24 protein-coding genes are annotated in these 26559 nt (G+C 67.5%); 9 read left to right on the plus strand and 15 right to left on the minus strand.

Annotation, left to right across the window (positions count from 1 at the left end; all coding sequences use genetic code 11):
- The first annotated feature begins 1 nt into the window (after nt 1).
- Nucleotides 2–2803 carry a phage portal protein gene (locus G7071_RS00315; protein ID WP_166313627.1) on the plus strand — a complete coding sequence of 934 codons (2802 nt, stop codon included), beginning with the start codon at nt 2–4 and terminating at the stop codon, nt 2801–2803.
- 660 nt (nt 2804–3463) lie between these two features.
- On the opposite strand, the gene G7071_RS00320 is transcribed toward G7071_RS00315, so the two are convergent.
- Nucleotides 3464–3844, minus strand: coding sequence for a very short patch repair endonuclease (locus tag G7071_RS00320; RefSeq protein WP_166313629.1), 381 nt, complete (start codon nt 3842–3844; stop codon nt 3464–3466).
- Nucleotides 3845–3994: 150 nt separating this feature from the next.
- Here G7071_RS00320 and dcm point away from each other — a divergent pair, with 150 nt between their 5' ends.
- Nucleotides 3995–5059, plus strand: a complete 1065-nt coding sequence (gene dcm / locus G7071_RS00325; protein ID WP_166313631.1) for a DNA (cytosine-5-)-methyltransferase — start codon at nt 3995–3997, stop codon at nt 5057–5059.
- Here the strand turns inward: dcm and G7071_RS00330 are convergent.
- Nucleotides 5056–6405, minus strand: a complete 1350-nt coding sequence (locus tag G7071_RS00330; protein WP_166313633.1) for an MvaI/BcnI family restriction endonuclease — start codon at nt 6403–6405, stop codon at nt 5056–5058. The two genes, dcm and G7071_RS00330, sit on opposite strands and share 4 nt — an antisense overlap.
- 140 nt (nt 6406–6545) lie before the next feature.
- Nucleotides 6546–6977 (minus strand): hypothetical protein, encoded by a 432-nt coding sequence (locus G7071_RS00335; RefSeq protein ID WP_166313635.1) that lies wholly within the window; start codon nt 6975–6977, stop codon nt 6546–6548.
- Between the two features lie 296 nt (nt 6978–7273).
- Between G7071_RS00335 and G7071_RS00340 the strand changes: the two genes are divergently transcribed.
- Nucleotides 7274–7510 (plus strand): hypothetical protein, encoded by a 237-nt coding sequence (locus G7071_RS00340; protein ID WP_166313637.1) that lies wholly within the window; start codon nt 7274–7276, stop codon nt 7508–7510.
- A 127-nt stretch (nt 7511–7637) separates the two neighbouring features.
- Here the strand turns inward: G7071_RS00340 and G7071_RS00345 are convergent, their stop codons facing one another.
- Nucleotides 7638–7808 carry a YegP family protein gene (locus tag G7071_RS00345; RefSeq protein WP_166313639.1) on the minus strand — a complete coding sequence of 57 codons (171 nt, stop codon included), beginning with the start codon at nt 7806–7808 and terminating at the stop codon, nt 7638–7640.
- A gap of 110 nt (nt 7809–7918) precedes the next feature.
- Complete coding sequence (locus G7071_RS00350; protein WP_166313641.1) at nt 7919–8458, minus strand: Flp pilus assembly complex ATPase component TadA; 540 nt, start codon at nt 8456–8458, stop codon at nt 7919–7921.
- A gap of 524 nt (nt 8459–8982) precedes the next feature.
- On the opposite strand from G7071_RS00350, the gene G7071_RS00355 reads away from it, so the two are divergent.
- The 5 genes from G7071_RS00355 (at nt 8983) to sigJ (ending at nt 12400) form a co-directional block, all read left to right on the plus strand.
- Nucleotides 8983–9513: a CsbD family protein gene (locus G7071_RS00355; RefSeq protein WP_166313642.1), complete on the plus strand. Its 531-nt coding sequence runs from the start codon at nt 8983–8985 to the stop codon at nt 9511–9513.
- An 8-nt stretch (nt 9514–9521) separates the two neighbouring features.
- Nucleotides 9522–10169 carry a hypothetical protein gene (locus G7071_RS00360; protein ID WP_166313644.1) on the plus strand — a complete coding sequence of 216 codons (648 nt, stop codon included), beginning with the start codon at nt 9522–9524 and terminating at the stop codon, nt 10167–10169.
- 121 nt (nt 10170–10290) lie between these two features.
- Nucleotides 10291–10740, plus strand: a complete 450-nt coding sequence (locus G7071_RS00365; protein WP_166313646.1) for a hypothetical protein — start codon at nt 10291–10293, stop codon at nt 10738–10740.
- Nucleotides 10737–11474 carry an SDR family oxidoreductase gene (locus G7071_RS00370; protein ID WP_166313648.1) on the plus strand — a complete coding sequence of 246 codons (738 nt, stop codon included), beginning with the start codon at nt 10737–10739 and terminating at the stop codon, nt 11472–11474. Before G7071_RS00365 ends, G7071_RS00370 begins: the two co-directional genes overlap by 4 nt.
- Complete coding sequence (sigJ, locus tag G7071_RS00375) at nt 11471–12400, plus strand: RNA polymerase sigma factor SigJ (RefSeq protein WP_206062857.1); 930 nt, start codon at nt 11471–11473, stop codon at nt 12398–12400. The genes G7071_RS00370 and sigJ overlap by 4 nt, the downstream gene beginning before the upstream one ends.
- On the opposite strand, the gene G7071_RS00380 is transcribed toward sigJ, so the two are convergent.
- The 7 genes from G7071_RS00380 to G7071_RS00410 form a co-directional block, all read right to left on the minus strand.
- Complete coding sequence (locus G7071_RS00380) at nt 12363–13457, minus strand: hypothetical protein (RefSeq protein WP_206062858.1); 1095 nt, start codon at nt 13455–13457, stop codon at nt 12363–12365. The two genes, sigJ and G7071_RS00380, sit on opposite strands and share 38 nt — an antisense overlap.
- 157 nt (nt 13458–13614) lie before the next feature.
- On the minus strand, nt 13615–14193 hold the full coding sequence (locus tag G7071_RS00385; protein ID WP_166313650.1) for a hypothetical protein: 579 nt from the start codon (nt 14191–14193) through the stop codon (nt 13615–13617).
- Between the two features lie 111 nt (nt 14194–14304).
- Entirely contained in the window at nt 14305–15507 is a 1203-nt protein-coding gene (locus G7071_RS00390; protein WP_166313652.1) for a HAMP domain-containing sensor histidine kinase, read from the minus strand.
- Nucleotide 15508: 1 nt separating this feature from the next.
- Nucleotides 15509–16204, minus strand: a complete 696-nt coding sequence (locus G7071_RS00395; RefSeq protein WP_166313654.1) for a response regulator transcription factor — start codon at nt 16202–16204, stop codon at nt 15509–15511.
- 37 nt (nt 16205–16241) lie between these two features.
- On the minus strand, nt 16242–17156 hold the full coding sequence (gene ligD / locus G7071_RS00400; protein WP_166313656.1) for a non-homologous end-joining DNA ligase: 915 nt from the start codon (nt 17154–17156) through the stop codon (nt 16242–16244).
- Nucleotides 17153–18082 (minus strand): non-homologous end-joining DNA ligase, encoded by a 930-nt coding sequence (gene ligD, locus G7071_RS00405; RefSeq protein WP_166313658.1) that lies wholly within the window; start codon nt 18080–18082, stop codon nt 17153–17155. The genes ligD (G7071_RS00400) and ligD (G7071_RS00405) overlap by 4 nt, the downstream gene beginning before the upstream one ends.
- Nucleotides 18083–18120: 38 nt before the next feature.
- Entirely contained in the window at nt 18121–19686 is a 1566-nt protein-coding gene (locus tag G7071_RS00410; protein ID WP_166313660.1) for an AMP-binding protein, read from the minus strand.
- 103 nt (nt 19687–19789) lie between these two features.
- On the opposite strand from G7071_RS00410, the gene ku reads away from it, so the two are divergent.
- On the plus strand, nt 19790–20731 hold the full coding sequence (gene ku, locus G7071_RS00415; protein ID WP_166313662.1) for a non-homologous end joining protein Ku: 942 nt from the start codon (nt 19790–19792) through the stop codon (nt 20729–20731).
- A gap of 13 nt (nt 20732–20744) precedes the next feature.
- Here the strand turns inward: ku and G7071_RS00420 are convergent, their stop codons facing one another.
- From G7071_RS00420 to G7071_RS00425, 3 genes are read right to left on the minus strand one after another with little or no spacing between them, the layout of a single operon-like run.
- Nucleotides 20745–21620, minus strand: a complete 876-nt coding sequence (locus G7071_RS00420) for an SDR family NAD(P)-dependent oxidoreductase (RefSeq protein WP_246210254.1) — start codon at nt 21618–21620, stop codon at nt 20745–20747.
- 24 nt (nt 21621–21644) lie between these two features.
- Nucleotides 21645–23012, minus strand: coding sequence for an NAD-glutamate dehydrogenase domain-containing protein (locus tag G7071_RS18855; protein ID WP_343043558.1), 1368 nt, complete (start codon nt 23010–23012; stop codon nt 21645–21647).
- Entirely contained in the window at nt 22910–26542 is a 3633-nt protein-coding gene (locus G7071_RS00425; RefSeq protein WP_246210256.1) for an NAD-glutamate dehydrogenase, read from the minus strand. Before G7071_RS00425 ends, G7071_RS18855 begins: the two co-directional genes overlap by 103 nt.
- Nucleotides 26543–26559 lie beyond the last annotated feature (17 nt).

Here is a 26559-nt window from a genome sequence, read left to right on the forward strand (position 1 = left end):
TATGGGCGCGGTATGGGATTGGGTCATTGGCCGCCCCAGCCCTGTGATCGAAGCGGCCATAACCGGCCACGGACCGGCATTCGCCGTCGACCCCGCAGCGATCCCCGCGCAGATCTTCGGACTGGAAAGTTACGCGGACCCGATCGCGCCCGCACCGCGCATCTCGCGCCGGGAAGCGATCCAGTGCCCAGCGGTCAAACGCGCTCGCGACCTGATCACGACGCTGGGAACTCTGCCTCTTTCGGCCTTCGACACCCAGCGCGTCGAGCACGTCAACGATTTGCTCGCCCAGCCTGAGCGAAACCGTCCGCGCTCCAAGACCATGATCGACACTCTCGATGACTTGCTGTTCGAAGGAGTCGCGTACTGGCTCGTCGTCGAGCGCGCCTTTGACGGCTACCCACGTTTCATCCAGCGCGTCCACCCCGACAACGTCGACGTCGACGCAGACGACGCAACCGTTCGCGTGAACGATCGACTGGTGCCCGCCACTGACGTCATCCAGTTCGAGTCTCCCAATGACGCTTTGCTCGTCGCTGGCGCCCGTGCGATCCGCACCTGTCTTCGCTTGGACGCCACCGCCTCGATGTACGCCGATGAACCCATGCCTACCGGCTACTTCTCTTCCACTGAGGGCGCTGACCCGGCTGATGACGACGACGTGGTTAACCTACTTAATGCCTGGAAGGCGGCACGTAAGGCACGCGCCACGGCATACGTGCCCGCGGCCTTGACCTACAACGTCACCCAGTTCACCCCCGAGCAACTGGAACTCGCGAACGCCCGCCAGCACGCCGTCCTCGAGATAGCCCGTGCAGCAGGGGTCGACCCCGAGGAACTCGGTGTCTCGACCACAAGCCGTACCTACGCCAACCAGTTCGACCGTCGCAAGGCGTTCGTGGACTTCACCCTCGGCGCCTACCGCCAAGTCATCGAGGACCGTCTGAGCATGCGAGACGTCACCAGGCGGGGGTACTTCGTTCGGTTCAACCTGGACTCGTTCCTTCGCTCCGACCCCAAGACCCGGATGGAGACGTACGTACTGGGTCTCCAAGTCGGCGCTTATGACCGAGCTGAGATCCGTGACCTCGAGGACAAGCCCGCACTCCCCGCGCCCCTCCACGAGGCGCCGGTCACGGCGAGCGCCGAAACGTTCAATGAGCCCGAGATCGCGGTTCGTATGGACGCCACTTCCAGCGCCCAGTTCTCCGTAGACGTCGAGGCTCGCACTATCCGCGGCCTCGCCGTCCCCTATGGAAGATCAGCGACGTCTGGCGGACGCAAGTGGCAGTTCGCGAAGGGCGTCTTGCAGTTCGCGGACGTCTCGCGCGTGAAGCTGCTTGCCAACCACGACTGGAAGCAAGCCATCGGCAAGGCCATCGCCCTTGACGACACCGAAGAGGGCCTCGTTGCGACCTTCAAGGTCGCTCGTGGCGCTGCTGGCGATAACGCTCTGGCGCTTGCCGAAGACGGTGTGTGGGACGGGCTGTCCATCGGATTGGGCGATCCCTCTCTCATCCGGTTCACGGAGCGCAACGGCATCGCCGTCGCCACCTCCGCACCACTCGCGGAAATCTCCCTCACCCCATGCCCTGCGTTCGCAGATGCCCGGGTCACCAGCGTCGCTGCGACCAGCGACTTCACGAAACAGGAACAAGAAATGCCCGACTCTCACACATCAGGCACCGGGCCACAGCCGGTCGCACTGGCAGCCGTCACAGATGCCATCAAGTCAGGTTTTGCAGCGCTGGCCGAGGGGCCAACTCTCGTCGCTCCTCAGGTGCTGCGCTCCCACGTCTACGAGGGCCCGATGTACCGCTTCGACGGCGCACCAGGAAAGCACGACTTCTCTACAGACGTCATCGCCAGCCTGAAAGACGGCGACCGCGAAGCAGGCGCACGGGTCCAGTCCTTCATCGAGGAAGCGTTCGCTCCAAAGTTTGAAGTCGACACGGGAAACGTGACCAGTTTGAACCCCCAGCGCCAGAGACCAGACATGTACGTCGACAAACTCGACTACTCCACCCCGGTCTACGACGCGCTGCACAAAGGCACGCTCGCTGACATAACCCCATTCGTGTTCCCGAAATTCGGGTCATCCTCCGGCCTCGTCGGCCCCCACACCGAAGGTGTCGAGCCGACACCAGGCGCCTTCACCGCAACGAGCCAGACCGTCAACCCCTCCGCCGTCTCCGGCAAGGTCGAAATTACTCGCGAAGTCTGGGACCAAGGCGGCAACCCACAAGTCTCCGGCCTCATTTGGCGTGAGATGGTCCGCGCCTACTACGAGTCGCTCGAGGCAAGCGCTGTCGCTCTCCTCGACGCCGCTTCACCTACGCAAGTCGCGCTTACAGCTGGTGCGCAAGATGACGCGCTTGTCAACGAGTTCGAGGCCGAGATTGCCGCCCTGCAGTTCATCCGAGGCGGCAACCGGTTCACCTTCATGCCTACCCACATCGACCTCTACACCGCACTGGCCGGTGCCGTCGACGCCGGGGGGCGCAAACTACTGCCCATCATTGGACCCCAGAACGCCAACGGCACATCGGCTCCGCACTTCGCCTCGTTGAACATCGCAGGGGTACGCGCTTCACCCTCGTGGGCACTTGGCGTCTCAGGTGTCGTCTCCGAGTCGTCTTACCTGGTCAACCCCGCTGACGTCCACGTCTGGAACACAGCACCGTCACGCTTGCAGTTCGAATACCGAGTCGCATACGTCGACCTAGCGATCTGGGGCTACGTCGCCTCCGCCATCAGCCGTCTCGACGGAGTCCGCGCGATCACGTACACCGCAGCAGCCTGACGTGACCGAGCAAGTGACAGAGCCCTGGGGAATGCCCACGCTGTACGACATCAAGGAGTACCTGGTCTTCAATCAATGTGGCACCACGACGTGGTCGGACTACCAGGTCGCGTCCACCCTCGAAGCCGAAGCCAACGCCCAAGCCGTTGTTTGCCGAGTGCCTTACCCCATGCCGCCAGACCTAGCAGAAGCCCTCCGGCGAAGGGTCGCGCACAACTTCTCCCTTCAAGTCCTGTCGAGCGATAACTCGTTAACGATGGTCGCGTCAGCTGTTGCTACAGCCCAAACAGGGGGACTCGACCCGATGGTTCGGCGCCTCGAAGCCCCGTATCGCCGCGTGCCCGTTGGCTAAGCGTGGTGTCGCAAACGTGGTCGAAGAGTCGCACTGATCCCGTGAGGTGCGGGCGTCGAGTCCGACCGGCGCATCCGAGTCGAGGCGCGCCGCCAGATGACCGTGACCACGACTAGGGGGTGGTGAATTCACCGCTAGGCGGGTTCACCACGGTTCAATCGAGGCAGTAGTAGAGCGACCGGTCGAAACGGAGTCTCAGCCCTCTGGACGGCCGCCTCTACCGGCTCCATCCAGAGGCAGTCCACCACCATGTCGAACTCGCCCTCACGTGACTCAAACACGGTTCGGGCAGTCCGTGAACTTCCGGGCTACGCGTCTGGCGACCTCACCAGCGTCTCGATCTGGTCGGCCACGACTGCTGGGTCCTCGTGTTCCCATGCTCGGACAACCGTCCAGCCAGCGTCCTTTAGAGCTTGATCTTGAAGGCGGTCCCGGTTCTGGTTCTGCATCAGTTTTGCGGACCAGAACTCGGCATTGGCCTTCGGAGTCGTGCGGTGGTCGGGGCACGAGTGCCAGAAGCATCCATCCACGAACACTGCGACCTTAGTGCGCGTGAAGGCGACGTCAGGGCGTAGGCGCACGCCGCCGAGCACGAGACGGAAGTCCTTGCGGAATCGCAGGCCGCGCCGATGTAGTTCCGAGCGGAGCGCAAGCTCCGGCTTAGTGTCCGACCCCTTGTTCGCCCGCATCGTCGCCCGGCTGCCGGGAGTCGACGCCCAAGACTCACCCGTCACACCGTTCACAGTAGACCCGTTCCAGCGCAGTGACGAGGCTGTCAACGGTCGCCACTCGGCGAGCCGTATCGGAGAGTGTCGGTGCGTCGTGACACCATCCGTGGCATGTCAGACGTGTCGTACCCGCCGTTCAACTTCATTGACCTCTTCGCCGGCATCGGCGGCATCCGGACGGCGTTCGACGGCATCGGTGGCACATGCGTCATGACGTCTGAGTGGGACTCGTATGCAAAGACCACGTACACCACCAACTTCCCGAGCGATGAGGGCGCAGACCACATCTTCAACGGCGACATCACGGCGATCCACGAGACCCGGGTGCCAGACCACGACCTGCTGCTTGGGGGCTTCCCGTGCCAGCCGTTCAGTATCGCGGGCGTCTCGAAGAAGAACGCGCTTGGCCGAGCCCACGGCTTCCAAGACCCGACGCAGGGCACGCTCTTCTTTGACATCAAGAGAATCATCGACGAGAAGCGGCCCGCGGCCTTTCTGCTGGAGAACGTCAAGAACCTCAAGTCTCACGACCGCGGGCGAACGTTCCAAGTGATCAAGGACTCGCTCGAGAAGGATCTGGGCTACCACGTGCAGACGAGGGTGGTGAACGGCATCCACTGGACGCCACAGAACCGCGAGCGGATCCTGATCGTGGGCTTCCGGGAGCCGACGGCGTTTGACTTCGAGGCGATGAAGGTACCGGCGCAGGGACCGAAGGTCGAGTCGATCTTGCACCGGAAGGGTGAGGCCGAGTTGCCCCACGACGAGGGCCGGTTCTTCAATCCACGCACCGGCGCGGTCAACCCGAAGTACACCCTCACAGACCGTCTCTGGGCCTACCTCCAGACGTATGCGCAGAAGCACAAGGCCGCAGGAAACGGTTTCGGTTTCGGGCTGGTGCGTCCCGGCATGACCACACGGACTCTTTCGGCCCGGTACTACAAGGACGGGTCGGAGATCTTGGTCGAACAGCGGGGCAAGAACCCTCGCCGACTCACTCCCCGCGAGTGCGCTCGCCTCATGGGGTTCGACGACTCTTTCGTGATTCCCGTCAGCGACACGAGGGCATACAAGCAGTTCGGGAACAGTGTGGTCGTCCCGGCAATGTCGGCTGTTGCCGAGCACATGGCGCCGCACATCGGGGCGGCGCTCGCTAGCGACGAGCCCGCCGCTTAGGCCACCCAGGCCGGGAGCTCGATCCCGGCATTCTGCAGGGACAACTCCGCCAGACGGCGACTTGGCGTCACGGTCCGGACATCGTTCTCGGTGAAGTCTTCGTACAGAGTCTTGAGCCTGTTTCGGTTCACGCGAATCTGATATCGCCACTTGCCGCCTTCGGCGCTCGACCAGTGCAATGCGGGGTCAAAGTAGATGAGTCCAAGGTCCACAGCGTCGAGGAAGCGCGCAAACGACGTACCAACCCCAAGACCTACCCGGGGGCCGTATGTGAAGCCATCTTGCGCGGTACCTGACCTGATCACATAAGCCGCCAAAGCGTGCTTCGCGGTCCACTTGGTGAGGAGCTTGGCTTTCGACCAAGTCATCCCGACCTCACCGGTTACGTTGTGCACCAGATGGATCGCCAACTGATCGACCATGAGGTGCGTCGTCGCGCGGCCCCCCGGGCGACGTACGGCCGTATGAGCACCGGTGTAGTCGTAGCGGTCTTTCGCGGGAGAGAAGTAGCCGAAGTTTCCCTTGAGCATGAAGTCTTCAATGCCACGGTCAATGAGGTACCCGCCTGTCGGGCCGGGAGTCATTAGTGTGATTTTGGAGCTCGTGTGCGACTTGAGTTCCCATCCTTGAAAATCGGGTTCGGACAACGCGTTGGGCTTCACCCCAAACACGGTTTCAAGCGTCGTGCCGCCAGAGTTCTGGTCGGCCCGTGGAACGACCACACCGTTGCGGATGCTGCAACCCCTGATCGGGCTCATGCGATGGACGCCGTGGAGTTCAGCGAGCATGGACTTACTGGAAATTGTGATCGCTTGTGGAGCGATTGACCAGCGAGCGAAGGGGTGGGGGGCAAGTCCTGCAGTCAGCTCCTGTGCAGCCGGCGAGCTGGGCGGTAGAACGAGTCCGTAGACCTTCGTCCCTGCCACTCCCAAAAGCATCAGTCGGTCGGGCGAGAACACCTTGCCGGGCCGATGCGACAGCAACGATCGTGGAGCATCTTGTGCTCCCTGCAGGAATCCCGATAGTCGCGTCTCCGGGTACTGCGGGTAATGGATCAAGTTGGTCCTAGGGGCTGGCGAGGCGCCCCCGGGTGTGAGCCATGCGAGATCGATTGGCGCCCGGTAGATGACCTCTTCTTCACCGGTTCGCTCGGACGTGGAGATCCAGCTCGTGAACTCGCCCATTGGCAGTTCGACGTCGTTGATGTCGTCTTGGAGGTAGATCTGGTTCTTCGAGTTGTTGTTGGGTGCCAGCTTCTTAACCATGACGTGCTCGACGCCGAGCTCCCAAAAACGCTTCTGTATCTCTATGCGGCCGAGACCCCTAAGCCAGTCGTCGTACGCCACGTCCCGATCCGCTCGCTTCACGCCCGTCAGGGTTCCAGAAGTTGAGCAACGATTGGGCAGAACAGCCAAGTCGGGTGCCTGTTGATGAACTCGACGAACTTTTACGGCCCCTGTCGAGCCGATCCGGCACGCGATGCGGGCTAAGCAACGCGAGCGTTGCTCCGTTTTAGCACCTTCTTCTTCGGCAACGGCTTCTTGACCGGCTTGGCGAGCCGCCCCACCAAGTCGTCGACTAGGTCGAGGTCGTCTTGGTCGAGGGTGCCAAGCACGGCCGCGATCTTCTGAGCCTGTGCCGACGCCTGCGCCTCAGACTGGACCCCGTACCAGTCAGCGGCGATCATTCGGGCAACCTGATCCTCTGTCGTGCTGAACAGTGCCGCGATGCCCGGGATGGCCTCGGGCGTGGGCGGGCCGACGCGCGAGCCTGCGGGCTCCCAAGCGCCATGGCGAACGAGGTTCCGCCACCACGCGTGCGAACGCGCACCCTCGCAGTCGACCTGCATGCGCACGTAGTCGTCACCTGTGCGCCGCGCAACGTCCCGCGCTGCGTCCTGGAAGGGTGTTGTGCTCATAATCTGATGCTACCGAAAGTTTCGTGAGTGCACAAGATACTTTGCTGGAAACACTCCGTCGGGCCACTCAGGTGTCTTTTGGTGAACTAGACCAACTGGTCAGGGAACCAAGCGCGCCACAGCGGGATCATCGCGTCTGGGTTCCACGGGACGCCTCGGATCGTCGTGCGGCAGGTAGTTCGCTACATATCCGTCCCTTCAGAGCACCGTCCCTCCGGCAAGGGGTGTACACGGAACGCCTTGCTGCGTACGTTCGCGCTCAATAGTTGTTTCTACAACGAAATGAGGCGAATGTAATGAAGGTCATCGACACCAAGATCGCTCGCAGCACCGGCTCACCCGTGACCGTGCTGGACGCTGAGGGATGGCAGGAACTGCCCGAGCCGGGATTCCGCTGGGTTGTCAGGTGTGACGAACACCTGTTTGAGGCGTGGTTGGAGAACAGGCGCGAGGCACACGCCATCGCTGCAGAGCCTGAAGACTGGTGCACCGGCTGCGCGAACGACCAGTGGGAGTACGTCGAGGACGAATAGTTCGGAGTGCCTATGGTCGGCCGCATGCGACGGTGCGTATCGTGGCGAACGCGAAGGCCCGCGACCTTCAGGGTGTTGGTAGCACTCTGAATCGTCGCGGGCCTCGCTGCTTGTTTTCAGGGCCTCATCAGGTGAGGTCGTCAATCACCGCCCCTGCAGCTTGCTCCTTGAGAAGGTTGGCGCAGTGCAGCGCTGACGCCTTCGACTGGTAGTTCTCAGTGTGCCCCAGGGTCTCGCCGTTGCGGGCGACGAACGAGACGTAGAACTCGGTCCCACTGCGGCGGATCTTGAATTTCATCCTTGTTACTCCTCTAGATCAGGCGCGGCTCTCGGACGAGAACCCTCAACGCCTACCTAAGAGTCTGAGCAGTGCAGGGCCAGAATCAGATGCGACACGCCCGAACACGGTCACGTTCGTCGCGCTGCGTGTGGGGGATGATGGTCGGTTTGCGCCACTCCCTTCCCATGCGTCTCAATAGCCCCAACGTCCGTGGCTGCAGGTGACCTTAGGTGTACACAGACGAACGGCTGGGAGATGTCGATGCGCCGTCCGCTCGACTTCAGCATCCGCTCGATCAGCTCGTCCACCTGGGCGCTCGACAGCATCAGGTTGGTGAGCTCGTGTCGTCCGCGTCGCGCGACGAAGACCCGCTCGGGAGCGTTGATCCAGATCTCCTCGACCTCAGGGTCGTCGAGGAACGGCTGCAGCGGTCCGAAGCCGGAGACGCGGGCGATCAGCTCGCCGACGGTCGCGCCCGGATCGGTGACGGGAGCCACGGCACCGGTGAGGCTGCGTTCGTCGTGTCGGCGTACGACGTCCTCTGCGATGCGGCGCACGATGACGGCGTCGCGCTGAGGGTCGACGCCTTCTGCGCGGACCTGCTCGCGCACGAGTGCGTCGAGGTCATCCAGCAGATCGGCATGACTGTCCGGACGCGTCAGCGTCATGTGTAGTCCCCTGTCCCGAGATGGTGCTACGCGCACAGAGGCTAGTTGCGAGAAAGCATCGTGACCACGGGCAAGTCAGGGGTTGTGGACAAAGTTTTGCCAAGCACGCCTCATTCACATCACCCGCCACAGTGGATTCTGCAGCTGCTCATTGCTGGAGGCCCGATTCTCTTGAACATTCAATTTGCCTGCGCGTGCAGCATGAGTGCCGTCGGCCGTCCACACCAATTCAGACCAGGCCTTGCTCACCCCGCGCGACGCTCTTACTTTCGCTCGCAATCGAGTGGCCGCACAACCTCACATCCAGGGTGTTCAACGCGTGCAGCTCTTTCCACCAGCTCAGTAGGTCCATGCGTCGCTGCCTCATTGTGGACTCGGTGTCACTGGGTGACACCAAAGCTTCAGTCAACGGCGGCCGCGACGGGCCCAACGTCCCCGCCATTGCGAAATCCCGTTGCCACGACGAGACCCGGATCACAGGGGTCCGGGGGTGTATCCCCCGGCGCATCGGGCACCGGAAGGACATGACCAACGACAAAGCATCGCAAGCCCGTGAGGGAATGCTCGACAGCGTCGCGGGGAAGGCCAAGGAGTTCGCCGGCGCCTTGACCGGCAAGGACGAGCTCGTCGAGGAGGGACAGCTCCAGCAGGCCGAGGCCAGCAAGCGCAAGGAGGCAGTCGCCGACGAAGCCGTCGCCGACGCCAAGCGCGAGGAGGCCTCGCAGGAGATCCGCGAGACCAACCTCGAAGCCGCTCAGCGCAAGAGTGCAGCCGGGGCCCAGGCGCAGCGTGAGGAGTCCGCGATCGAGCGTGAGCGCGCCACCGAGGCCGCTGCCGCCGAGCGCGACGCCGAGCGGGTCGAGCAGGCAGGCCGCCAGCAGGCCGAGGCAAAGGCGGACGCCCTCGCCGAGTCCCGCCTGAGTGAAGCCGCCGACCTCGCCGAGGACGCCACCGACACCGAGAAGGAGGCAGCCGCCGAGAAGATCCGTCTCGAGCGTGAGGCCGCCGCCGCCGAGAAGCAGGCCGCCCAGCTGCGCGCCCAGACCGAGAAGTGAGGAACACGATGATCAACACCCTGATCGCCCTGCCCTACGAGCTCGCCCGCCTCCCCCTGACAGTGGTCGACAAGACCATCGCCGCCCGGATGGACGAGACCTCCGCTCCCCGCGTCACCTTCGACCGGGCGGTCGGCTCGGCCGACAAGCTCGCTGGTGTGCTCCTGAGCAACCGCGACCTCGCCCAGCGTGGCGCGAAGCGCCTCGAGCGCTCGGACAAGCTGATGACGGCGGCCCGCCTCGAGCAGGAGGCCGAGGTCCGTCGGACCAAGGCGTCGCAGAAGCTCGAGTCCGGCCGCGACGAGGCCGCCCGCAAGCGCCAGCAGGCCAAGGACAAGGCGGCTGCCGGGCTCGTCGAGGCCGACGCAGCCGAGGCCCGCGCCAAGCAGGAGGCCAAGGCCAAGGCCACCCGCACTGCCGCCGCCAAGAAGGCCGCCGCCAACAAGCGGGCCGCCAAGAAGACCGCCACGGCCGAGCAGCGCAAGGCCACCGTTGCCTCCGCCGCGGACACCAAGAAGAAGGCGGCCCAGCGCTCGGCGAAGGCCGAGCTCGACGACGCTCGCGAGACCAAGAAGGCTGCTGCCGAGGCTCGCGCCGACGCCGAGCGCCTCAGCGACCTCACCGAGGCCAAGAAGCAGGAGCGCAAGCAGGACTGAGTCCTCCACCAGCTCGATTGCTGCCCCCGCCCGCCGACGACCTCGGCGGGCGGGGGCAGCTTCGTTGGCGGGTGACGGGCGCCAGATGTCACACTCCCGGCCGCTGTCTCGTCCATGAAGCATGAACCTCTCACTCGCACGAGGCATCGCCGCGGCGCTGGCAGCGTCCGCCGCCTGTGTCGGCTTCTGGGCCCTGGCCCGGCCCCACTCCTTCTTCACCACGTTCCCCGGGCTGGGGCAGGCGTGGGTGTCTCCCCTGGGTCCCTTCAACGAGCACCTCGTCCGGGACGTGGGCGGGTTGTACGTCGCCCTGCTGGTCTTGTCCTGCTGGGCCGCCCGCAGCGGCGAGGTGGGTGCGCTCCGGGCGCTCGGCCTGGCCTGGCTGGCCTTCGGCCTGCCACATCTCGCGTTCCATGCCACGCACCGCCATGGGTTCTCCGCGGTCGAGTGGTCGGCGAGCCTGACCCCGCTCGCTCTCGCCGCGCTCGGTGCCGCGATGCTGGTGCTGCTTCGGGGCGACGCCACGGCGCCGGCCGGCCGCCCGGTCCCGAAGGTGGAGGAGAGCCGATGACCACGATCGCAGTCGCAGGCGGCACCGGCCTGGTCGGGCGCCTGGTGGTCGAGGGTGTGCGCCGCTCGGGCGCCGAGGCGGTCGTCATCGCCCGCTCGGCGGGGGTCGACCTCTCCATCGGCAAGGGTCTCGACCGGGCCCTCGAGGGCGCTGACGCGGTGATCGACGTGACCAACATCGTCACGCAGAACCGGCGCCGAGCCACCGAGTTCTTCGAGGCATCGACCCGCAACCTGCTCGATGCTGAGGTCCGCCAGGGCGTCGGACACCACGTGGTGCTGTCCATCGTCGGCATCGACCGCGTGGGCTTCGGCTACTACCGGGCAAAGCTGGCCCAGGAGGACCTCGTCCGTGAGGGCCGCGTCGCGTGGACCATCCTGCGGGCGACGCAGTTCCACGAGTTCGCCGCGCAGATGCTGGGTGGTGGTCCGGTTGCTGCCGTCCCCTCGATGCTGAGCCAGCCGGTCGCCGCCCAGGAGGTCGCCGACGAGGTCGTCCGCCTCGCGACCTCGCCCCCCGCCGGCATGGCCCCGGAGATCGCCGGGCCCAGGGAGGAGCGGGTCCCGGACATGGTCCGGCGCCTCGCAGCAGCACAGGGTCGTCGGCCGCTCGTGCTCACCCTGCCCCTGCCGGGGGCCACCGGCCGGGGCATGCGCCAGGGCGCCCTGCTGCCCACCAGTCCCGGGCCTCGTGGGACGCGGACGTTCGGCGAGTGGCTCGAGGGCGTCCGATGAGCGACGAGGAGCCCGACCAGCTCGTCGGGCAGCCGAAGATGGACGACGAGGCGCTGGCCCTCGCCTTCGAGCGGGTGCGACCGCGGCTGGTGCGCGTGGCCTATGCCGTCGTCGGCAGCCACGCCGACGCCGAGGACGTCGTGGCCGCGTGCTGGCTGCGGCTGGTGACGGCGCACGCGCGCGAACCCGTCGTCGACGTCGGCAAGTGGTGCACGGTCGCTGTGGCCCGCGCCTCGATCGACCTGTTGCGCACCGCGCGGAAGCAGCGCGAGGTCTATGTCGGACCGTGGCTGCCGGAGCCGGTGGTCACCGCGGCCCAGATCGACCTCGCTGACCCCGCCGACCGGGTGACCCTCGACGAGACGGTGAGCTATGCGCTGCTGGTCGTGCTCGAGACGCTCACGCCCGCCGAGCGGGTGACCTGGGTCCTGCACGAGCTCTTCGGCGTGCCCTTCCCGGAGGTGGCGGACCTGGTCGGTCGCACCCCCGCGGCCGTCCGCCAGCTCGCGTCCCGGGCCCGCGCCCGCGTGCGTGAGGGCGCGCCGCGCTTCGAGGTCGACCCGGTCGAGCACCACGAGGTGTTCAGCCGGTTCGTCACCGCCGCTGCCGGCGGAGACCTCGCGGCGCTGGTCGCCACCCTCGACCCGGACGTCGTCGCCACCTCGGACGGCGGCGGTCAGGTCAGCGCTGCCACCAGACCGGTCAAGGGCGCGGACCGCGTCGCCCGGTTCCTGCTCGGGATCGCAGACCTCAGTGCGCGCCGGGGCAACGAGGAGTCCAGCCTCGTGGCGGTCAACGGACTCCCGGCCATCGCCGTCCACGCCGGCGAGCGACTCACGACCCTGGTCGTGCCCACCATCGCCGACGGTCGCGTCGTCCGCGTCGACATCATCCGAGCGCCGGCGAAGCTGCACTCCCCCCGCTGAGGCGCGCCGCGACCAGCTCGCGGATGTGGCCGGTCAGCCTGCGCCGGCGAGCGACGACGTCCGCACCCCGCTCGTTGGAGAGGTCCTGGTCGAAGGGCAGCGCAAGGTTGTTGGAGATGACGTGGAGATAGCCGAACTCGATGTCCGCGTCGGCAGCGGCCCGGCCCATCCAGCCGATCTCGGGATCGACGAACGAGGCCTCGCGTGGTTGATCGGCCAGCCAGTCGACATCCTCGAGGAGGATCGACGGCGAGGAGACGTGCAACCCTTCGATGACGCCGTCGACGTCGCCCAGGGTGCCGCCGAAGAAGTCCCTCCACTCGACGAGCTCGGCTCCCAGGAGGCTCCGACTGCCCGTGGCGAGGGTGGTGTTCGGCTCGACCGCCGGATCGAGGCCGCCGACCTTGCCGACGTAGACGACCCTGGTGGCCCCCAGCTCGGCGAGCCGCTGCACCACCCGCCCCGCGACGTCGCCCCAGATCGAGTGGGCGAAGCCGAGATAGGTGACCGGCACGCCGCCCAGGCGGTCCTGCTTGGACGCGAAGCCCGGACCGCTGACCCAGCCCGCGCGGTCGGTGAAGGCGTCGAGGCCCCAGCCGACCACGACGAGCTCGGTGACCGACAGGTCGAGGCGGAGCTGCTCCAGCGCGCGCCGCATCGTGGCCTCGCCGGGCAGGTGGACCCGGACCTCGGTGTCGCGCGTGCCGGTCATCTCGAGGTAGGTCGCGACGACCAGGCCGTAGTGGTGGACGTAGTCCCGGCCCGGGAAGCACCTGAGCTCCAGCGAGTCGCCGCTGTGCGCTGCGGTGGGCCGTTCGTGGTTGAACTGCTTGTCGTCCTTCTCCAGCTCGGAGACGGCGCAGCTCCGGTCATAGGCTCCGACCACGTCGATCCGTCGCCACCGGCGGCGCTGGATCGCGTGGTGGACCTTGATCTCCAGATATCGCAGCAGGCGATCCGCAGGCATCGTGTGGCGGCTCGCGTCCACCGAGGCGACCCGCACACCCCCGAGGCGAGCAGTGCTCCTGGCATGGTCGTCCGAACGCGTCAGCGTCATGTGTGGTTCCTGTCCCGAGACGGTGCTACCGACTGCACCGTAGCGGCGTGAAGGTCTCAGGGCCACGACCCGGACGCCAGGGCCGCGCCACGCCGTACGCCGATGGCAGCACGCCGCCGCGAGAGGCGCTCGGCCGGTTTGTCGGCCCCTCCGTCGGCTAGTTGGTGCGGGGGGCTCGCTCCGGCGCGCGAGCCGGCCACCGCCGCACCACGGCCTCCCCCAGCACGACGAGGGCGAGCAGGGCGAACGGGAGCCCCAGGCCCCAGACCAGCCACGAGGAGGTCACTGCGTCGGCCACGGAACCGAGGACCGGCAGGTCGAGGACGACCTGCTGCTGGATGGGGTCGTCGAACCGCACGGTCCACGGGTCGACGACGCCATCGACGTCGCGGGCGGTCGTGAACGCATCGTGCTCGATGGCCGAGACACGGCGGGTGACCACCTCGTCCACACCCGAGCCGTCCGGGGGCAGGTAGGAGATCACGTCGCCGACCACGAGGTCAGCGACGGGGACGGGCTTGGTGAAGATCATCGAGCCGGCGGAGATGGATCCGGACATCGCGTCGTCACGCACGACGTGACCGGACAGGCCCAGGGCGGACGGCAGGACCACGAGCGCCGCCAGGGCCAGTCCGAGCAGGACGCACACGGTCGCGAGCACCTGTCGCAGCCGCGGTCGCCGACGCCGCGGCTGCGGGATCAGCTCGACATAGGGTTCGTGGGGGGCGATCATCATCCGCTTTTCTCCCCCGACGAGATCCGGAATCGGACGATTCAACCATATGGAATCCGCCGCCACGGCCAGTGCACACGCCCGCCACGCAGGGGTAAAGGCTCGGACAGGCCGTCAGCGCCGGGGCAGCAGGATCTCGAGACCACCGTCGGTCGCGTCACCGACGCAGCGCCCGCCCAGGGCCTCGATGATCGATCGGGCCAGGGCGATGTCGGTGTCCGGCGGGGCGCCCTCGCGTCGCCCGTCACACACCACGGAGATCCTCAGGTAGTCGTCCTGGCCACCGAAGCGCAGGCTGACCGCGCCGGTCCCGTGCGCGCTCACGTCGCTGAGCACGCTGTCGAGGAGCTGTTCGACGGGTCCCGGCGTCAGGAAGCACTCAGGCCCCTCGTCGACCAGTGCCCTGACCTCCCGCGACTCCGGCAGCCGATCGCGCCACCGCTGGGCGACCTGCGCACTGAACGTGAGCAGCGGCACCTCGGCCCCGGCGACCAGGGCACGGCCCCGGGCGAAGCTGAGCAGCTCGGCCACGGTGGCGTCGAGTCGCTCCACGTCGCGCAGGCACCTCGTCGCCGTGTGCCGGACGTCATCCCCGAGGTCGTCGCGGCTCAGCATGTCGTCGAGCTCGAGCCGGATCCCGGTCAACGGCGTGCGAAGCACGTGGGACGCGTGGTGGAAGAACTCGCGGTCGCGGTGGAGCGAGTCCTGGAGCCTGGTCGCGCTGGCCTTGAGGGAGGTGGACATCGAGGAGATCTCGGGGATCGTCGAGTTGGGTGGATCGATGTCGAAGCGCCCCCGGCCCAGGTCGCAGGCGGCGGCGGCCAGCTGTCCGAACGGGCGGGCCAGCCAGCCGGCGATGAAGAGGCCGACGACGCCTGACAGGAGCACCACCAGGACCAGCAGGGCGAACAACGAGGTCTGCTGACGCCGGGTCTGGTCGACGACGACGTGCGCCTCCTCGACCAGGCTGACGGTCGTCCCACCGACTGTCTCCCGGACGAACAGCAGGTCGTCGGCGGTCCCGACGTTGCGGCGGTCGAACTCGGAGCCGGCGATGGTGATCGTCGAGGCGTCGGGCCACTGCACGCTCGCCTCGGTGTAGTCGGGCACGAAGGGCGCGAGCTCGTCGACCTGCACGGTCTTCGCGTCGACCGCCAGGATCTCGGCGACCCCGCCGATCACCCTGGCGTGGCGGGTGAGGTCCTCGAGCTCGTCGGCGCGGTTGTCATCACTGAGAACGCCGGCGCGCACCGTCCCGGTGACGCCGGCGACCACGAGAGCGATGAACATGAAGGCGAGGGTGAACCTCAGCCGCATGTCACTCGCCGATCTCGAGCCGGAAACCCACGCCGCGTACGGCCTGGATCCGCTCTGTTACCCCCGCTTGTTCGAGCTTGCTCCGCAACCGTCCGATGGTGACGTCGAGAGTCTTGGTCGATCCGAACCAGTGCTCGTCCCACACCTCGCGCATCAGCTGTTCTCGCGCGACGACCTTCTCCCGGTTGGCCGCCAGGAGAGCCAGGACGTCGAACTCCTTGGCAGTGAGGGCCAGCTCGACCTCACGATGCATGACCCGGCGCGCTGCCGTGTCGATCCGCAGGCCGTTGGCCGCGGCAGCCGAGTCGGACGACAGAGCCGCCTCACGCGCCGCTTGGGTGCGCCGCAGCAGGGCGCGGACGCGCGCCTGCAGCTCGGCCAGGCCGAACGGCTTGGGGAGGTAGTCGTCGGCTCCGTTGTCGAGGCCCACCACGCGATCCAGCTCGCCGGCGCGTGCGGTGACCACGAGGATGCCGCCGTCGAAGCCGTTCGAGCGAGCCGAACGGCAGACCTCGAGCCCGTCCATGTCAGGAAGGCCGAGGTCGAGGATCATCAGGTCGACGGGGTTGGCGTTGAGGAACGACAGGGCCTCGCCACCCGACACGATCCAGGACACGTCGTAGCCGTCGCGCTCCAGCGTGCGGACAAGCGGGAACGCGATGTCTTCCTCGTCCTCGACGAGCAGCACCTGCGCCATGGGTCAGAGCATAGGGGTCATGTCCCACGAACACCGGCTATCCCAAGAAGAGGTCTCCCATGTCGCGGACACGATCGATGACTTCCTCGAAGCGGAACTGCTCCAGCCCGAGCGGATCCTCGGCCCCCCGCTCCACCTCGTCCCACGTCACGGGGGTGGCCACCGTGGGCCGCTCGCGCCCCCGCAGGGAGTAGGGGGAGATGGTCGTCTTGGAGCCCGAGTTCTGCGACCAGTCCAAGAAGACCTTGCCGGGCCGTTTGGCCTTGGTCATCGTGGCGGTCACCAGTGCGGGGTCTGCCTTCTGCAGGCCCTCGGCGATCTCCTTGGCCAGCGCCGTCGTGCCGTCGCTGTCGAGCCGCGGCCGACCGGAGGCCGGCAGCACGGCATACAGGTGGAGGCCCTTGCTTCCGCTGGTGACAGGACTGCAGGTGAGGCCACGCTCCGCGAGCGCGTCGCGGACCCGCAGCGCCACCTGGCAGCACTCGTGGAGGCCGGCGGGCTCACCCGGGTCGAGGTCGATCACCAGCCGGTCCGGCTTGCGCGGCCGGCCCGCCTTGGTCACCCGCCACTGGTGCACGTGCAGCTCGAGCGCCGAGAGGTTGACCAGCCAGGTCAGCGTGGCGAGGTCGTCGCAGATCGGGAACCGGATCGTGTCGCTGTCGCTCGCCGACCGGGTCCCCGTCGTCGGCACGGTCGCGGTCCGCACCCACGACGGCGTGCCGCTGGGCGCGTTCTTCTCGAAGAAGCTGCTGCCCTGCACGCCGTGGGGCCAGCGGATCCGGGTGACCGCCCGGTCCCGCAGTTGCGGGAGGAGCACGCCGGCCACCGATGCGTAGTAGTTGAGGACCTCGCCCTTGGTGGTGCCGGTGCGGGGATAGAGCACCTTGTCCAGGCTGGTGATCCGCAGGGTGCGTCCCTCCACGTCGACGTGGACCTCGCTGGTCGGTGTCACAGCAGGTCCTCCGGCCCGATGTCGGAGCGCACTCCCCGGAAGGAGGGTTGGCGAAGACGTGAGACCGGGGCACGGCTGTGGGCGTCGACGTCGACGACGACCGACGGCTGGACCCAGTGGGTGCCGACGGCGTCCACCCGCGGCACCTCGTCGGCGAACGGCGACTCGGCGATCGTCAGCGGTGCCACCAGCTCGGACAGCAGGCGGCTCGCCGCCGCTCCGATGCCACTGCCGACACGACCGCGGTAGAGCAGCCCGCCGGGACCGGGCTCCCCCACCAGCACCGACGCCAGCCGGTCGCTCGTCCCCTCCTGCGGTCGCCAGCCGCCCACGACGAACGAGTGGCGGTGGCGGTGCGCGAGCTTGATCCAGTGCGGGCTGCGCGTGTCGAAGGTGTAGCGGGAGGTGCGCTTCTTGCTGACGATGCCCTCCAGGCCCTGCTGGAGAGTGGCTTCGAAGAGCATCTGTCCGTCGTCGTACGCCGACGGCACCTGCCACGACGCGTCGAGCTCCAGCTCCTGCAACCGTTCCCGACGCTCGTCGAGCGGCAGGCCCGTGAGGTCGTCGCCGTCGAGGCGCAGCAGGTCGAAGACCATGAACGTCGCCGGCACACGATCGGCCAGCCGGGCCGCCGTGACGGCCGAGCGCACGTGCATCCGTTCCTGGAGCACGCCGAAGTCAGGCAGCCCGGCGTCGTTGAGACCGATGATCTCGCCGTCGACCAGCACGTCGCGATCGGCGAGCGGGCTGGTCACGACGTCCGGCCACGCCACCGACGCGTCGTTGCCGTTGCGGGTCAGCAGCCGGGCCCGACCGGAACCGGCACGGACATCGGCCAGGATGCGCACGCCGTCCCACTTGACCTCGTGGGTCCAGGCGTCACCCGACGGGACGTGCGTGCCCTTGGAGGCCAGCATCGGACGCATGGCGCAAGTGTGGCGCAAGTGTCGCACCAGCGGAGCGCTCAGCGCCCGGTGAGCTCGATCGCCCGCCTGGTGGCGGCCGGGTAGTCGACCTTGCTGACGGGGGTGCGCGGCACCTCGTCGACGATGAAGACCTGTTTGGGGCACTTGTAGTTGGCGATCAGCGAGTGGCAGTGCTCCCGCACCTGCTCCTCGGTCAGGCTGGACCCGGCACGCGGGTGGACGAGCGCGGTGACCTGCTGGCCCCAGCGCTCGCTCGGGGTGCCGACGACCACGGCGTCGAAGACGTCGGGGTGGCGCTTGAGCACGGCCTCGACCTCTTCGGGGTGGACCTTCTCGCCGCCGGTGTTGATGCACACCGAGCCGCGGCCGAGCAGCGTGATGCTTCCGTCCTCCTCGCGCTGGGCGAAGTCGCCGGGCATCACCCAGCGCCGACCGTCGACCTCGGGGAAGGTCGCGGCGGTCTTCTTCTCGTCCTTGTAGTAGCCCAGCGGGATCGCTCCCGTCTTGGCGAACATGCCGCGCTCTCCGACCGCTGCGGGCTTCATGTCTGCGTCGAGGACCTCCATCTCGTCGCTCATCGAGAAGCGCACCTCGCCACCCTCGCCGGTGTCCATGTGGCTGCCGGAGGCGCCTGCCTCGGAGGAGCCGAAGGTGTCGAGGATGAACTTGCCCGGGAAGGCCTCGCGGAGCTCGTCGCGGACGGCCTTGGACAGGGGCGCGGCCCCGTTGGAGAGCGCCATCAGACCCGAGAGGTCCCAGCGATCAGGCTCCGCCAGCACGGCCTCGGCGATCGGACGGGCCATCGCGTCGCCCAGCATCGCCAGCGAGACGACTCCCGCCTTGGCGGCGAGGTCGAGCACCTTGGCCGCGTCGAAGCTGTGCTCGGTGTAGAAGGCGACCGTCTGGCCGGAGACGTGAGCGTTGCCCAGGATCCACTGGCTGCCGCCGTGCATCATCGGGCCGGCGGCCATGATCACCATCGGGTTCTCGTTGGCCGCAGCCTCCTCGCCCAGCTTCTCCACCGACTCGATGGGAGCGCCGTAGCGCGCAGCGTTGAGCGCCGAGCGCACGATGTCGGCCTGGCGCCACATCACGCCCTTGGGGTTCCCGGTGGTGCCACCGGTGTAGACGATGTAGAGGTCGTCCTCGGCGCGGCCCTCGACCCGGCGCTCGGTCGAGGCAGCGGCCAGCGCGGCGTCGTATCCCTCATCGAGCACGATCACGTGGCGCAGCCGGTCGGTGCGTACGGCCTCCAGCGCCTCGGCATAGGCAGGTGCGACGACCGCGACCACGGCATCGGAGTTGTCGTAGAGGTAGGCCAGCTCCTCGCGCAGGTACTTGTAGTTGATGTTGATCGGCACTGCCCGCGCCTTGAAGCAGCCATAGAAGGCGTCGACCCACTCGATCCGGTTGTCGCTGTGCACCGCGACGTGGTCGCCTGGCTGCACACCGAGGCTGATCAGGTGGTTGGCGAACCGGGTGGACCGCTCGTCGAGCTCTGCATAGGTGTAGGCGTGGTCCATCGTCACGACCGCGTTGCGGTCGGGGACGGAGTCGGCCATGACCTCGAGGACGTCTGCAAGGTTGAGGGGGCGCTGGCTCATGGATCGGGAGGGTACAGGAACACGTTCTAGTTCGGGTGGCGTGCGTCACATCTTTCGCTGGGCGATACTGGGCACACCATCCCTGGCGAAAGGTCTTCGAGACATGCGAGCGATCTGGAAGGGCGCAGTGTCCTTCGGCCTGGTCAGCGTGCCGGTCAAGGTCTATGCGGCCACCGAGTCTCACGACGTGTCATTCCGTCAGGTGCATGCCAAGGACGGTGGGCGGATCAAGTATCAGCGCGTCTGCTCCCTCGACGGCGAGGAAGTCCCCTACTCCGACATCGCCAAGGGCTACGAGACCGAGGACGGCGAGATGGTCATCCTCGATGACGACGACATGGCCCAGCTCCCGTCGACGTCCTCACGCGAGATCGCCGTCGAGAAGTTCGTGCCGAGCGACCAGATCGACCCGATGCTCTTCGAGAAGGCCTACTACCTCGAGCCGGAGAAGTCCGGCGCCAAGCCCTATGCCCTGCTGCGCCAGGCGCTGCGGGAGGCCGACCGCATGGCGGTGGTGACCGTGGCCCTGCGGCAGCGGACCTCCGTCGCGGTGCTGCGGGTGCGCGAGACCGAGGCTGGCGACGTGATCGTGCTGCAGACGATGATGTGGCCCGACGAGGTCCGCACCCCCGACTTCTCCGTCGACGCCGGCGAGCCGAAGGCGTCCGAGGTCAAGATGGCCAAGATGCTGGTCGAGACGCTGGCCGGCGACTTCGACCCGGCCGAGTTCGAGGACGACTACGCGGGAGCCGTCGAGGCGATGGTCAAGAACAAGATCGAGGGTGGCGAGGTCACCAAGACGACCACCTCCACCAAGTCGTCGGGCGAGGTCGTCGACCTGCTCGCGGCCCTGCAGAAGTCGGTCGCAGCGGCGAAGTCGGCCCGGGGGGAGACTGCCGCAGAGACCTCCGACGAGGCAGCGGACGAGAAGCCGGCCAAGAAGACGAGCGCGAAGAAGAGCACGCCGGCCAAGAAGACCGCGGCGAAGAAGAGCACGACCAAGAAGGCGGCCTCCAAGCGGACACCCGCCAAGAAGGCGAGCTAGGCCTGGCGTCCGGTCAGGACACCTCGCCGCGCGCCGCCGCTGAGTCGGGCATGCGGCGCGACATCTCGGCCGCGATGAAGTCGGACAGCCTGGGGGCTGCAAGGTTGAGGACCTCGAAGAATGAGCCGACGGCTCCGTTCACCGTGACCGGGCGGTCCTCCAGGGCCCGCACGATCCGCTCGGCGCAGTGCTCAGGGGTCTCGGCCTTCCGGTCCCGATAGGCCTCGGTCGGCCCGATCATGTCGGTCGCGACGAGCGCGACCCGCACGTTGGTGCAGGTGACGTTGTCGAAGAACGCCTCCCTGCCCAGGATGCGGCCGAACACGTCGAGCGCGCTCTTGGCGGCGATGTAGGCCGCGAACTTGGGCGCCTTGATCTGGTTGCCCCAGGTGACGATGTTGACGATGTGCCCGAAGCGCTGCTCGCGCATCGTCGGCAGCAGCCCCATCGTGAGCCGGACCGGTCCGAAGAAGTTGATCGCCATCATCCGCTCGAAGTCGTGGAAGCGGTCACCACTCAGCTCGAGCGAGCGACGGATCGACCGGCCGGCGTTGTTGACGAGGTAGTCGACAGCGCCGTACTCGGACAGGAGGTCGGCCACGAGGGCGTCGACGGCGTCACCGTCGGTCAGGTCCACGACGTATGGCGCTGCATGACCCCCCTCTGCGCGGATCTCCCCCGCCACCCGCTCGAGCTCCTCGGAGCGACGGGCGACGAGCAGCACCAGCGCGCCCCGGCGGGCAGCGGCCTTGGCTGTCGCCTCGCCGATCCCCGACGACGCGCCGGTCACGCACACCGTGGCTCCGAGGAGAGGGCTGGGGGCGCCGGGTCGCAGCGCTCGCGCCACGCGGGTCAGCGCGGCGCGCGGTGTCTGGAGGAGCAGGCTCACGTCGACGACGATATGGCTCGCCGCTCAGTTGGTGGCAAGGAGTCCACGCACCACCCGCAGGCCGACCGAGAGCCGCGCCAGGTCAGCCGACTCGTCGCGGCAGATCTCCTCCAGCGTGGCGGCCGAACGAGCGATCAGCTCGGTCTCACTCTCCTCCCAGGTCGCGACCCGTGCGGGCGCCGACTCGTCGGTGTCGGTCGAGGCCAGCACGGCAGCGGTGAGCTGCTGGTGCACGGCATAGAGGTCGTCGCGCACGGCGGCGCGGGCCATCGTCTGCCACCGGTCGTCGCGAGGCAGGGCGAAGATCCGGTGCACCAGTGTCGGCAGGCCGAGGCGTTCGCCCAGGGCGAAGTGGACGCGCGCGACATCGGCCGGGTCGAGACCCTGCTCGTCGGCCGTCTCGATGATCCCCAGCAGTGCGTAGGCCGGTGCCAGCACGGCGACCCGGGTGGCCAGGTCGTCGGGCACGTGCTGAGCCGTGAGCCGGTCACGACGGGCGACGAAGTCGTCGAGCTCCTGCCCACTCATGATCTGCGGCAGCACCTGCATCACCGACTGCACCCGCGACTGGAAGAACTCCACCGTCGCCGTCGAGTCGAGGGGCTGGCGCCGGTTGTTGACCAGCCACCGGGAGGCCCGCTCGACCAGGGTGCGCATCTCGATCCGCATCCTGGTCTGGCGCTCGGCCGGGACCTGGTTGTCGTAGGACGCGATCTCCTCACGCAGCGGCAGGGAGTCGAAGATCTCCCTCGCGACGAAGTTGGCTCGCGTCAGGTCCGCCACGCTGGCACCGGTCTCTCCCGCCAGGCGGGGGATGAAGGTCATTCCCGCGCCGTTGACGAGGTCGTTGACCACCTGGGTGACGATGATCTCGCGGCGCAGGGGGTGGTCCTCCATCGCCGGCACGTGGTCGGCCCGCATCCGAGGCGGGAAGTAGGACAGCAGGTCCTCGCGCAGGTAGGGGTCGTCGGGAAGGTCGGAGGCAAGGAGCTCGTCGGCGAGGACGATCTTGGTCCACGACAGGAGCACCGACAGCTCGGGGACCGAGAGGCTCTCGCCCCGGTCGAGCAGGTGGCGCACCTGGCGTGAGCTGGGAAGAGCCTCCAGCTCACGATTGAGCACGCCGCGGCGTTCGAGGTCCTTCATCCAGTCCTCGTGGACGTGGAGGAGCGCCGGAGCGTGGGCGGCGGCGTTGGCCAGCGCGAGGTTCTGCTCGTAGTTGTCGCGCAGCACCAGGCCGGCGACCTCGTCGGTCATCTCCGCGAGCAGCGTGTTGCGCTGCTCCCGGGTCATCTCTCCTGCGGCGACGACCTTGTCGAGGAGCACCTTGATGTTGACCTCGTGGTCGGAGGTGTCGACGCCGGCGGAGTTGTCGATGAAGTCGGTGTTGATGCGCCCTCCCTGCCCCCGCAGCCTTCACGGGCGTACTCGATCCGCCCCCGCTGGGTGAGGCCGAGGTTGCCGCCCTCCCCGACACACTTGGCGCGCAGCTCGCTGCCGTTGACCCGGATCGGGTCGTTGGCCTTGTCACCGGCGTCGGCGTTGGTCTCGTCAGCGCCCTTGACGTAGGTGCCGATGCCGCCGTTCCACAGCAGGTCGACCGGGGCCAGCAGGATCGCCTTCATCAGCTCGGCGGGCGTCAGCTTGGTGACGTCGTCACCGAGCCCGATCACCCTGCGCATCTCGGCCGAGACGTCGATCGACTTCAGCGAGCGTGACCACACTCCTCCCCCGGTCGAGATGAGGCTCTTGTCGTAGTCCTGCCACGAGGACCTGGGAAGCTCGAAGAGGCGCTTGCGCTCCGCGAACGACACCGCCGCGTCGGGGGCGGGGTCGATGAAGATGTCGCGGTGGTCGAAGGCCGCCACCAGTCGCGTGTGCTCGGAGCAGAGCATGCCGTTGCCGAACACGTCGCCGGACATGTCGCCGATCCCGACGGCCGTGAAGTCCTCGTGCTGGCAGTCGATGCCACGCTCGCGGAAGTGCCGCTGGACCGAGACCCACGCTCCTCGTGCGGTGATGCCCATCGCCTTGTGGTCATAGCCCACCGAGCCGCCGGAGGCGAACGCGTCGCCCAGCCAGAAGCCGTAGTCGGCCGACACGCCGTTGGCGATGTCGGAGAAGGTCGCAGTGCCCTTGTCGGCGGCGACCACGAGATAGGTGTCGTCGCCGTCGTGGCGCACCACGTCCCGCGGTGGCGACACCTCGCCGTCGACGAGGTTGTCGGTGATGTCGAGCAGGCCGGAGATGAAGGTCTTGTAGCAGGCGATGCCCTCGGCCAGCCACGCCTCCCGATCACCGGAGTCGGGGAGCTGCTTGCAGAAGAAGCCGCCCTTCGCGCCGACCGGGACGATCACGGTGTTCTTCACCATCTGCGCCTTGACCAGCCCCAGCACCTCGGTCCGGAAGTCGTCGCGCCTGTCCGACCAGCGCAGCCCACCACGCGCGACCGAGCCGAAACGCAGGTGCACACCCTCGACCCGGGGCGAGTAGACGAAGATCTCGTAGCTCGGGCGGGGCTCGGGCAGGTCGGGGATCGCAGAGGGTTCGAGCTTGAACGAGATGTAGGGGTGCGCCGAGCCGTCGGCGGCGCGCTGGAAGTAGTTGGTGCGGAGCGTCGCGCGGATGTGGGTGAGGTAGGACCGCAGGATGCGGTCGTGGTCGAGGCTGACCACGTCGTCGAGGGCTCGGGCGATCTTCTCCTCGACCACCTCGACCCTGGCCGTCCTCGCCTCGGCGTCGGCAGGCAGGCCGCCCTTGCCGGGGGCGAAGCGGGCCTCGAAGAGGTCGACCAGGAGCCGGGTGATGTCGACGTTGCTGCCGAGGGCGCCCTCGATGTAGTCCAGGGCGAAGGGGGAGTTGCCCTGCTTCATGTATTTCGCGTAGGCCCGCAGCACCGTCGCCTGACGCCAGGTCAGGCCCGCGCCGAGGACGAGGGTGTTGAACCCGTCGATCTCGTTGTAGCCGTCCCACACAGCGCGCAGGGCGTCGACGAAGAGCTCGCGAGCATGGGGCGAGAACTGGTGGCCGTAGCGCAGGCCGAACTCGTAGATGTGCTGGGGCCGGTCATGTCCACTGAGCTCGTAGGGCCGCTCGTCGACCACCTCGACACCCATCGACGACAGCATCGGCAGGACCTGGCTCAGCGAGAGCGGCGACCCCACCCGGAACACCTTGAGCCGCGCCTCGCCGCGACCGGCGCCCAGCGGGTCGAAGAGCGCCAGGTCGATGCCCTCGTCGCCCTCGATGGACTCCATCAGGCGGACGTCGTCGGCGCCGATGTCGGGAGTGAAGTCCTCCTTGTAGGCCTCCGGGAACGAGTCGGCCCAGGCTCGCGCCAGGCTCGCGCCACGATCCTCGCCGTACTCCTCGATCACCGCGGCGTTGAAGTCGTCGCGCCACGAGCGTGCCGCCTCGACCATGGCTCGTTCGAGCTCTGCGGCGTCGAACTCGGGGACCGACTCACCCTTGGGCGGATGGACGACGAAGTGGACGCTGGCGGTGGTCGCCTCGTTGACGCGCGCCGTGAACTCGACGGTGTCGCCGTTGAGCCGGTCCTTGAGGATCTCGGCGAAACGCTCGCGGACGGTGGTGTTGTAGCGGTCGCGGGGCAGGTAGACCAGGACCGAGACGTAACGTCCATAGGTGTCGCGTCGGGCGAACAGTCGCGGCGCACGGCGCTGCCGGGCGAACATGACGGCTTCCACCGTCGGGGCCAGCTCGTCGGCCGGGGTGTGGAAGAGCTCGTCGCGGGGATAGTTCTCCAGCGTGTCCATCAACGCCTTGCCCGCGTGGCTGCGGGGGTCGAACCCGACCTGCCGCATGACCCTCGCCGTCTTCTCGCGCAGCAGCGGGATCCGGGTGATCGACTCGGTGTAGGCGGCGCTGGAGTAGAGGCCCAGGAACCGGCGCTCGCCCACGACCTCGCCCGCCTCGTCGAACGTCTTGACGCCGACGTAGTCGAGATAGGCGTTGCGGTGGACGGTGGCACGGGAGTTGGCCTTCGCCAGCACGAGCAGGGTCTTCTCGCGAGCCTTGTCCTTCACCAGCGGTGGGAGCTTGGCGAAGGAGGTGGACATGTCCTGGTCGGCCCGCAGGATGCCCAGACCGGTGCCGGGAACGGCCCGGAGCGCCCAGTCCTCCTCGCCGTCCTCCGACCCGATCGACTCGAGGCGGTATTCGCGGTAGCCGAGGAAGGTGAAGTGGTCATCGGCGAGCCATCGGATGAAGTCACAGCTCCGCTGGACCTCGGCCCGGTCCAGCGGCGGCGGGTCGGCCTCGACCTCACGGACCAGGGTCAGCGCCCGGTCGCTCATCTTCGACCAGTCCTCGACCGATTCGCGTACGTCGCGCAGCACCCGCTGCAGACCGTCGACGATCTCGGCGACCTCCGTCTCGTCTGCGACCCGCTCGATCTCGACGTGCATCCACGACTCCTCGAGAGCGTGGGGCGCTGCGTCCTCCACCACTCCGTCGGCGATCGCGCTGACGCCCTGGAGGCGACCGGTGATGTCGCGGGAGACCTCGAACCGCGGGTGGATCACGACGTGGACGTGGTGCTTCTGACGGGTGAGCTCCATCGTCACCGAGTCGACGAGGAACGGCATGTCGTCGATCACCACCTCGACGACCGAGTGACCGGCGGCTGACCAACCCTCGTCCCCGGGGCCGGGCGTCACGACGCGCACCGTTGCCGTGCCCTGCGGTCGCTCGGCGGCGGCCTCGTAGTGGGAGGAGAGGGCGCCGTACAGGTCCTGCGGACTGCGGCCGGTCAGGTCCTCGGGCGCGACATGTCGGTAGTAGGCACCGAGCAGCTCGGAGACCCCCTCGGTCGGCTCTCCGCCCGCACCTCGCGACGCGTCGGCTGCCGCCGCAGCAGCACGGTCCAGTAGTACGGCCTTGTCGTCCTCGAGCTTCGCCACGCCTCGACCCTAGGCGG

It is taken from the genome of Nocardioides piscis, assembly GCF_011300215.1.
Lineage (GTDB): Bacteria > Actinomycetota > Actinomycetes > Propionibacteriales > Nocardioidaceae > Nocardioides > Nocardioides piscis.

Bases quoted from the DNA above. Each gene is read 5' to 3' on its own strand.
- G7071_RS00315 (WP_166313627.1), top strand. From the start codon at position 2: ATGGGCGCGGTATGGGATTGGGTCATTGGCCGCCCCAGCCCTGTGATC.
- G7071_RS00320 (WP_166313629.1), bottom strand. From the start codon at position 3,844: ATGCGGGCGAACAAGGGGTCGGACACTAAGCCGGAGCTTGCGCTCCGC.
- dcm (WP_166313631.1), top strand. From the start codon at position 3,995: ATGTCAGACGTGTCGTACCCGCCGTTCAACTTCATTGACCTCTTCGCC.
- G7071_RS00335 (WP_166313635.1), bottom strand. From the start codon at position 6,977: ATGAGCACAACACCCTTCCAGGACGCAGCGCGGGACGTTGCGCGGCGC.
- G7071_RS00340 (WP_166313637.1), top strand. From the start codon at position 7,274: ATGAAGGTCATCGACACCAAGATCGCTCGCAGCACCGGCTCACCCGTG.
- G7071_RS00345 (WP_166313639.1), bottom strand. From the start codon at position 7,808: ATGAAATTCAAGATCCGCCGCAGTGGGACCGAGTTCTACGTCTCGTTC.
- G7071_RS00350 (WP_166313641.1), bottom strand. From the start codon at position 8,458: ATGACGCTGACGCGTCCGGACAGTCATGCCGATCTGCTGGATGACCTC.
- G7071_RS00355 (WP_166313642.1), top strand. From the start codon at position 8,983: ATGACCAACGACAAAGCATCGCAAGCCCGTGAGGGAATGCTCGACAGC.
- G7071_RS00360 (WP_166313644.1), top strand. From the start codon at position 9,522: ATGATCAACACCCTGATCGCCCTGCCCTACGAGCTCGCCCGCCTCCCC.
- G7071_RS00365 (WP_166313646.1), top strand. From the start codon at position 10,291: ATGAACCTCTCACTCGCACGAGGCATCGCCGCGGCGCTGGCAGCGTCC.
- G7071_RS00370 (WP_166313648.1), top strand. From the start codon at position 10,737: ATGACCACGATCGCAGTCGCAGGCGGCACCGGCCTGGTCGGGCGCCTG.
- sigJ (WP_206062857.1), top strand. From the start codon at position 11,471: ATGAGCGACGAGGAGCCCGACCAGCTCGTCGGGCAGCCGAAGATGGAC.
- G7071_RS00380 (WP_206062858.1), bottom strand. From the start codon at position 13,457: ATGACGCTGACGCGTTCGGACGACCATGCCAGGAGCACTGCTCGCCTC.
- G7071_RS00385 (WP_166313650.1), bottom strand. From the start codon at position 14,193: ATGATGATCGCCCCCCACGAACCCTATGTCGAGCTGATCCCGCAGCCG.
- G7071_RS00390 (WP_166313652.1), bottom strand. From the start codon at position 15,507: ATGCGGCTGAGGTTCACCCTCGCCTTCATGTTCATCGCTCTCGTGGTC.
- G7071_RS00395 (WP_166313654.1), bottom strand. From the start codon at position 16,204: ATGGCGCAGGTGCTGCTCGTCGAGGACGAGGAAGACATCGCGTTCCCG.
- ligD (WP_166313658.1), bottom strand. From the start codon at position 18,082: ATGCGTCCGATGCTGGCCTCCAAGGGCACGCACGTCCCGTCGGGTGAC.
- G7071_RS00410 (WP_166313660.1), bottom strand. From the start codon at position 19,686: ATGAGCCAGCGCCCCCTCAACCTTGCAGACGTCCTCGAGGTCATGGCC.
- ku (WP_166313662.1), top strand. From the start codon at position 19,790: ATGCGAGCGATCTGGAAGGGCGCAGTGTCCTTCGGCCTGGTCAGCGTG.